The 6,800-nt window shown below is 68.0% G+C and carries 4 protein-coding genes and 1 pseudogene; 2 read left to right on the plus strand and 3 right to left on the minus strand.

Annotation, left to right across the window (positions count from 1 at the left end):
• Both AWZ10_RS20565 and AWZ10_RS20570 read right to left on the minus strand, forming a co-directional pair.
• Positions 1–367, minus strand: a pseudogene (locus AWZ10_RS20565) (hypothetical protein); the annotation flags it as partial.
• Positions 368–515: 148 nt separating this feature from the next.
• A complete protein-coding gene (locus AWZ10_RS20570; RefSeq protein WP_060891768.1) occupies positions 516–1,850 on the minus strand; it encodes a DUF2252 domain-containing protein in 1,335 nt (444 codons plus the stop codon).
• 214 nt (positions 1,851–2,064) lie between these two features.
• Between AWZ10_RS20570 and dnaE the strand changes: the two genes are divergently transcribed.
• Positions 2,065–5,604, plus strand: a complete 3,540-nt coding sequence (dnaE, locus tag AWZ10_RS20575) for a DNA polymerase III subunit alpha (RefSeq protein WP_060891769.1) — start codon at positions 2,065–2,067, stop codon at positions 5,602–5,604.
• Between the two features lie 107 nt (positions 5,605–5,711).
• On the opposite strand, the gene AWZ10_RS52420 is transcribed toward dnaE, so the two are convergent.
• The gene (locus AWZ10_RS52420) at positions 5,712–5,876 is read right to left on the minus strand and encodes a hypothetical protein (protein WP_086755445.1); all 165 of its coding nucleotides are present in this window, start codon (positions 5,874–5,876) and stop codon (positions 5,712–5,714) included.
• Positions 5,877–6,141: 265 nt separating this feature from the next.
• Here AWZ10_RS52420 and AWZ10_RS20580 point away from each other — a divergent pair.
• Positions 6,142–6,800: NYN domain-containing protein (locus tag AWZ10_RS20580; RefSeq protein WP_159058311.1), on the plus strand; the 659-nt coding region annotated here is incomplete at its 3' end.

Genomic DNA, 6,800 nt, shown 5'->3' on the forward strand with positions numbered 1-6,800 from the left:
TGCCGGTGACGCGCGCCAGCGGCGCGCCGACGCTGCCGCCGCCGCACAGCATGTCGAGGCCGACCTGGCGCAGCGGACCGGTGACGGGTCCGCCCGCCTCGCCGTAGCAGGCGTGCTGACCCGTGGTGAACACCGTGTCGGCGGCCAGTTCCAGTGGGATCAGCACACCGGCGATCCGCCCGAAGCCGCGCTCGCGGCCGGCCAGCGCGTAGGCCACGAGGAAGACGGCGGCGGTGATCGCGGCGACGGTGGTGAGCGGGAGCGGGACCCCGGACAGCAGCACGTGCGACGCGGTGCTGAGCGTCACGACGACCGCCGTGAACAGCGCCGCGCGTACGGCTCTGAAGTGGGTCCCGGATATGTCCATGGCGTTGGAGAGTGTCCCACGTACACCCGTAAGGGACCGCTAAAAGGTCCCTGTGAGTGTGCGATGCCTCATTTCTGGGTGGTGGTGGGCCTGTGGGGCGGGGTTCGCGGGGCCGCTCAGTGGTTCAGTGGGTCAGTGGTTCAGTGGGTCAGTGGTTCCGCAGGCCGGGGATCCGGCCGTTGCGGAAGAGGTCGACGAAGATCTGGTGGTCCGTACGCGCGCGTGCGCCGTACGCGTGCGCGAAGTCCACCAGGAGGGGCGCGAAACCCTCCTCGTCGGCCGCGATCGCCGCGTCGATGGCCCGCTCCGTGGAGAACGGCACCAGGGACTGCCCGGTCAGGTCGTCCGCCGCCGCGTGCATCGTGGCCGTGGCCCGGCCGAGGTCGGCGACGACCGCCGCGATCTCCTCCAGGTCGTCGATGTCGCTCCAGTCCAGGTCCACCGCGTACGGCGACACCTCGGCGACCAGCTGTCCGGCGCCGTCCAGCTCGGTCCAGCCCAGCCACGGGTCGGCGTGGGCCTGCAGAGCCCGCTGGGAGATCACCGTGCGGTGGCCCTCGTGCTCGAAGTAGTCACGGATCCGCTGGTCGGTGACATGGCGGGAGACGGCCGGGGTCTGGGCCTGCTTGATGTAGATCACGACGTCGTTCTCCAGCGCGTCGCTCTGCCCCTCCAGCAGGATGTTGTACGACGGCAGGCCCGCCGAGCCGATCCCGATGCCCCGGCGGCCGACGACGTCCTTCACCCGGTACGAGTCCGGGCGGGTCAGCGAGGACTCCGGGAGCGTCTCCAGATAGCCGTCGAAGGCGGCCAGCACCTTGTAGCGGGTCGCCGCGTCCAGCTCGATGGAGCCGCCGCCCGGCGCGAAGCGGCGCTCGAAGTCACGGATCTCCGTCATCGAGTCCAGCAGCCCGAAGCGGGTCAGCGAGCGGGCGTCGCGCAGCGCGTCGAGGAGCGGGCCCTGGGCGGTGTCCAGCGTGAACGGAGGCACCTCGTCCCGCTTGGCGCCGGCCGCTATGGCGTGGATCCGCTCGCGGTAGGCGGCCGCGTACGTCTCCACCAGCTCGGTGATCTGCTCGTCACCGAGCGCCTTCGCGTACCCGATGAGCGCCACGGAGGCGGCGAAGCGCTGCAGGTCCCAGGTGAAGGGGGCGACGTACGCCTCGTCGAAGTCGTTCACGTTGAAGATCAGGCGGCCCGTGGAGTCCATGTACGTGCCGAAGTTCTCCGCGTGCAGGTCGCCGTGGATCCACACGCGCGAGGTGCGCTCGTCCAGATACGGACCGGACGCCTTCTCCTCGTCCAGATCCTTGTAGAACAGGCACGCCGTACCCCGGTAGAACGCGAAGGCCGAGGCCGCCATCTTCCGGAACTTCACGCGGAACGCGGCCGGGTCGGCGGCCAGGAGCTGGCCGAAGGCGGTGTCGAAGACGGCGAGGATCTCCTCGCCGCGTCGCTCGTCGTTGAGCTGCGGAACCGACATCGCTGGGTGCCTCCTGGTGGATCACGGGTGGGTCGACTTCTCAACGTGCGAAGGCGCGCGCAAGTGCCCGCGACTCCTCCCCGAAAGGTACGGGGGACTCCCCTCGCGGTGTCAGTGCCGAGGCATAGACTTCGACGCTGTCCCCCAGACTGTCCGCAGCCCGTGGGGAAGTCGTTCACGCTTGTTTCCCCTGTGTCCCTTGGAGGCCGAAGCCGTGTCAAAGCCGCCGTTCACGCACCTGCACGTCCACACCCAGTACTCGCTGCTGGACGGTGCCGCGCGGCTCAAGGACATGTTCAACGCGTGCAACGAGATGGGCATGAGCCACATCGCCATGTCCGACCACGGCAACCTCCACGGGGCCTACGACTTCTTCCACACCGCCAAGAAGGCCGGTGTCACCCCGATCATCGGCATCGAGGCGTACGTCGCCCCCGAGTCCCGGCGCAACAAGCGCAAGATCCAGTGGGGCCAGCCGCACCAGAAGCGCGACGACGTGTCCGGTTCGGGTGGTTACACGCACAAGACGATCTGGGCGGCGAACAGGACGGGCCTGCACAACCTCTTCAAGCTCTCCTCGGACGCGTACGCCGAGGGCTGGCTGCAGAAGTGGCCCCGGATGGACAAGGAGACCATCTCCCAGTGGTCCGAGGGGCTCATCGCCTCCACCGGATGCCCCTCCGGTGAGCTCCAGACCCGACTGCGCCTCGGCCAGTTCGACGAGGCGGTGAAGGCGGCCTCCGAGTACCAGGACATCTTCGGCAAGGACCGCTACTTCCTGGAGCTGATGGACCACGGCATCGACATCGAGCACCGGGTCCGTGAGGACCTGCTCCGCGTCGGCAAGAAGCTCGGCATCCCGCCGCTGGTCACGAACGACTCGCACTACACGTACGCGCACGAGGCCACCGCGCACGACGCCCTGCTGTGCATCCAGACCGGCAAGAACCTCTCCGACCCGGACCGCTTCAAGTTCGACGGCACCGGCTACTACCTGAAGTCCACCGACGAGATGTACGCCGTCGACTCCTCGGACGCCTGGCAGGAGGGCTGCGCCAACACCCTGCTGGTCGCCGAACAGATCGACACCAGCGGCATGTTCGAGGCCAAGAACCTCATGCCGAAGTTCGACATCCCCGACGGCTTCACCGAGGTCACCTGGTTCCAGGAGGAGGTCCGGCGCGGCATGGAGCGCCGCTTCAACGGCGACGTCCCCGACGACCGCCAGAAGCAGGCCGAGTACGAGATGGACGTCATCATCCAGATGGGGTTCCCGGGGTACTTCCTCGTCGTCGCCGACTTCATCATGTGGGCCAAGAAGCAGGGCATCGCGGTCGGCCCCGGCCGTGGTTCCGCCGCCGGGTCGATCGTCGCGTACGCCATGGGCATCACCGACCTCGACCCGATCCCGCACGGTCTGATCTTCGAGCGGTTCCTCAACCCCGAGCGCGTCTCCATGCCCGATGTCGACATCGACTTCGACGAGCGCAGGCGCGTCGAGGTGATCAGGTACGTCACCGAGAAGTACGGCGCCGACAAGGTCGCCATGATCGGCACGTACGGCAAGATCAAGGCGAAGAACGCCATCAAGGACTCCGCGCGTGTGCTGGGCTACCCGTACGCGATGGGCGACCGGCTCACCAAGGCGATGCCCGCCGACGTCCTCGGCAAGGGCATCGACCTCAACGGCATCACCGACCCCTCCCACCCGCGCTACAGCGAGGCGGGCGAGATCCGGGGAATGTACGAGAACGAACCGGACGTCAAGAAGGTCATCGACACCGCCAAGGGCGTCGAGGGCCTGGTCCGGCAGATGGGTGTGCACGCGGCCGGCGTGATCATGTCCAGCGAGCCCATCGTCGACCACGCCCCGATCTGGGTGCGGCACACCGACGGTGTGACCATCACCCAGTGGGACTACCCGCAGTGCGAGTCGCTCGGCCTGCTGAAGATGGACTTCCTGGGCCTGCGCAACCTCACGATCATGGACGACGCCATCAAGATGGTGAAGGCCAACAAGGGCATCGACCTGGAGATGCTCGCCCTCCCGCTGGACGACCCCAAGACCTTCGAACTGCTCTGCCGCGGTGACACCCTCGGCGTCTTCCAGTTCGACGGCGGCCCCATGCGCTCGCTGCTCCGCCAGATGCAGCCCGACAACTTCGAGGACATCTCCGCCGTCTCGGCCCTCTACCGGCCGGGCCCGATGGGCATGAACTCGCACATCAACTACGCGGAGCGCAAGAACAAGCGCCAGGAGATCACGCCGATCCACAAGGAGCTGGAGGCGCCGCTCGAAGAGGTCCTCGCGGTCACCTACGGCCTGATCGTCTACCAGGAGCAGGTGCAGAAGGCCGCCCAGATCATCGCCGGTTACTCGCTCGGCGAGGCCGACATCCTGCGCCGCGTGATGGGCAAGAAGAAGCCCGACGAACTGGCGAAGAACTTCGTCCTCTTCCAGGCGGGCGCCCGGAAGAACGGCTACAGCGACGAAGCCATCCAGGCCCTGTGGGACGTCCTGGTCCCCTTCGCCGGCTACGCCTTCAACAAGGCCCACTCCGCCGCGTACGGACTCGTCTCCTACTGGACCGGCTATCTGAAGGCGAACTACCCGGCCGAGTACATGGCCGCACTGCTCACCTCGGTCAAGGACGACAAGGACAAGTCGGCGGTCTACCTCAACGAGTGCCGGCGCATGCGCATCAAGGTGCTCCCGCCGAACGTCAACGAGTCCGAGCACAACTTCGCCGCCCAGGGCGACGACGTCATCCTCTTCGGCCTCGAAGCCGTTCGCAACGTCGGCACCAACGTGGTCGAGTCGATCATCCGCAGCCGCAAGGCCAAGGGGAAGTACGCCTCGTTCCCCGACTACCTCGACAAGGTCGAGGCGGTCGCCTGCAACAAGCGCACCACGGAGTCGCTGATCAAGGCGGGCGCGTTCGACACGATGGGGCACACCCGCAAGGGCCTCACCGCGCACTTCGACTCGATGATCGACAACGTGGTTGCGGTCAAGCGCAAGGAGGCCGAGGGCCAGTTCGACCTCTTCGGCGGCATGGGCGAGGAGGAGAACACCGAGCCGGGCTTCGGACTCGACGTCGAGTTCACCACCGACGAGTGGGAGAAGACCTATCTCCTCGCCCAGGAGCGGGAGATGCTCGGTCTCTACGTCTCCGACCACCCCCTCTTCGGTCTGGAGCACGTGCTCTCCGACAAGGCCGACGCGGGCATCGCCCAGCTCACCGGCGGTGAGCACGGCGACGGCGCGGTCGTCACCATCGGCGGCATCATCTCGGGCCTCCAGCGCAAGATGACCAAGCAGGGCAACGCCTGGGCCATCGCCACCGTGGAGGACCTCGCCGGTTCCATCGAGTGCATGTTCTTCCCGGCGTCCTACCAGCTCGTCTCGACCCAACTCGTCGAGGACGCGGTGGTGTTCGTGAAGGGCCGCCTCGACAAGCGCGAGGAGGTGCCGCGGCTGGTCGCGATGGAGATGCAGGTCCCCGACCTGTCGAACGCGGGCACCAACGCGCCGGTGATCCTCACCATCCCGGCCACCCGCGTCACCCCGCCCATGGTCAGCCGGCTCGGTGAGATCCTCAGCCATCACAAGGGCGACAGCGAGGTCCGGATCAGGCTCCAGGGTCCGACCAAGACGACCGTGCTGCGCCTCGACCGGCACCGGGTGAAGCCGGACCCGGCCCTGTTCGGCGACCTGAAGGTGCTGCTCGGCCCGTCCTGCCTGGCCGGCTGAGCGGCGGCGTCGGCGGCCTCGGCGGGCGTGAACGAGCGAAGGGCGCATCCGGTGTTCCGGACGCGCCCTTCCGTGTACCCGGGCTGCAACAGCCCGTCCTGCGGATGTCAGTTGTGACCGAAGCGCTTCTGCCGACCCTTGCGGGCCATGTCGCCGGGGGTCACCTGGGTCGCGCGCTGCTCGGCCTGCGACTCCAGCGAGGACTGCTGGGCCTCCTGCTGACCACGCTCGGACTGCGGCTGCTTACGGTCCTGCTTCTTGTTCTTGGCCATGGGGATCTGCCTCCTGTGGGGGATCTAGGGGCCAGGGCCGCGACCAGACTCACATAACATGATAACGCGCGCATTTCGGAAAATCACCGTCCGTGACGAGAGTTGCCGGAGCGCGTGCGGTGACACATCGACGCGGGTGCCGCGTTGGAGGAGGCTGGCGGTGAAGACGCCACGCCGAAGATCGAGTTCCGGCCGTTAACCTTCGCGCGGTCGGGCAGACTCGAAGGAAGCCCGAAGCAAACCTCCCGGAAAGAGGGTGGACCGCGTGGACCGCTGCATCGTCCTGGTGGACGCCGGGTATCTGCTCGGCGCGGCCGCCAGCCTCCTCGCCGGGGAACCTTCCCGCTCCCGCATCACCGTCGATCACGCCGCCCTCATCCAGGGGCTGCGCGAGCGCGCCGAGGCCGACACCGAGCGGCCGCTGCTGCGCATCTACTGGTTCGACGGCGCTCCCGACCGTGTCCCGCAGCCCGAGCACCGCAGGCTGCGCGTGATGCCCCGGGTGACCGTCCGGCTCGGCGCGCTGACCCGCAGTGACGGGCGATGGGCCCAGAAGGGCGTGGACGCGGCCATGCACGCCGAACTGACCGAACTGGCCCGCAACCGCGCCTGCTCCGACGTGGTCCTCGTGACCGGTGACGGGGATCTGCTGCCGGGCATGATGGCCGCCAAGGAGCACGGCGTCGCCGTACACCTGTGGGCCGTGCAGGCCGCCGACGGCGACTACAACCAGTCCGAGGACCTGGTCGCCGAGGCCGACGAGCGGCGCGTGCTGGACCGGATCTGGATCACCAAGGCCGTACGGGCCAAGGACGTCGGCGGGATCTGTGCGCCGCAGTCGGTGCCGCGGCCGGAGATCGCCGCGATCCTGTCGGCGCCGCTGCCCGAGTCGGCCCTCGCGACCGCCGCCGAGCGGACGCCCGG

This window comes from Streptomyces europaeiscabiei (genome assembly GCF_001550375.1).
GTDB lineage: Bacteria > Actinomycetota > Actinomycetes > Streptomycetales > Streptomycetaceae > Streptomyces > Streptomyces europaeiscabiei.

Coding starts and splice junctions, on each gene's coding strand:
- AWZ10_RS52420 (WP_086755445.1), bottom strand. CDS start 5,876: ATGGCCAAGAACAAGAAGCAGGACCGTAAGCAGCCGCAGTCCGAGCGT.
- AWZ10_RS20570 (WP_060891768.1), bottom strand. CDS start 1,850: ATGTCGGTTCCGCAGCTCAACGACGAGCGACGCGGCGAGGAGATCCTC.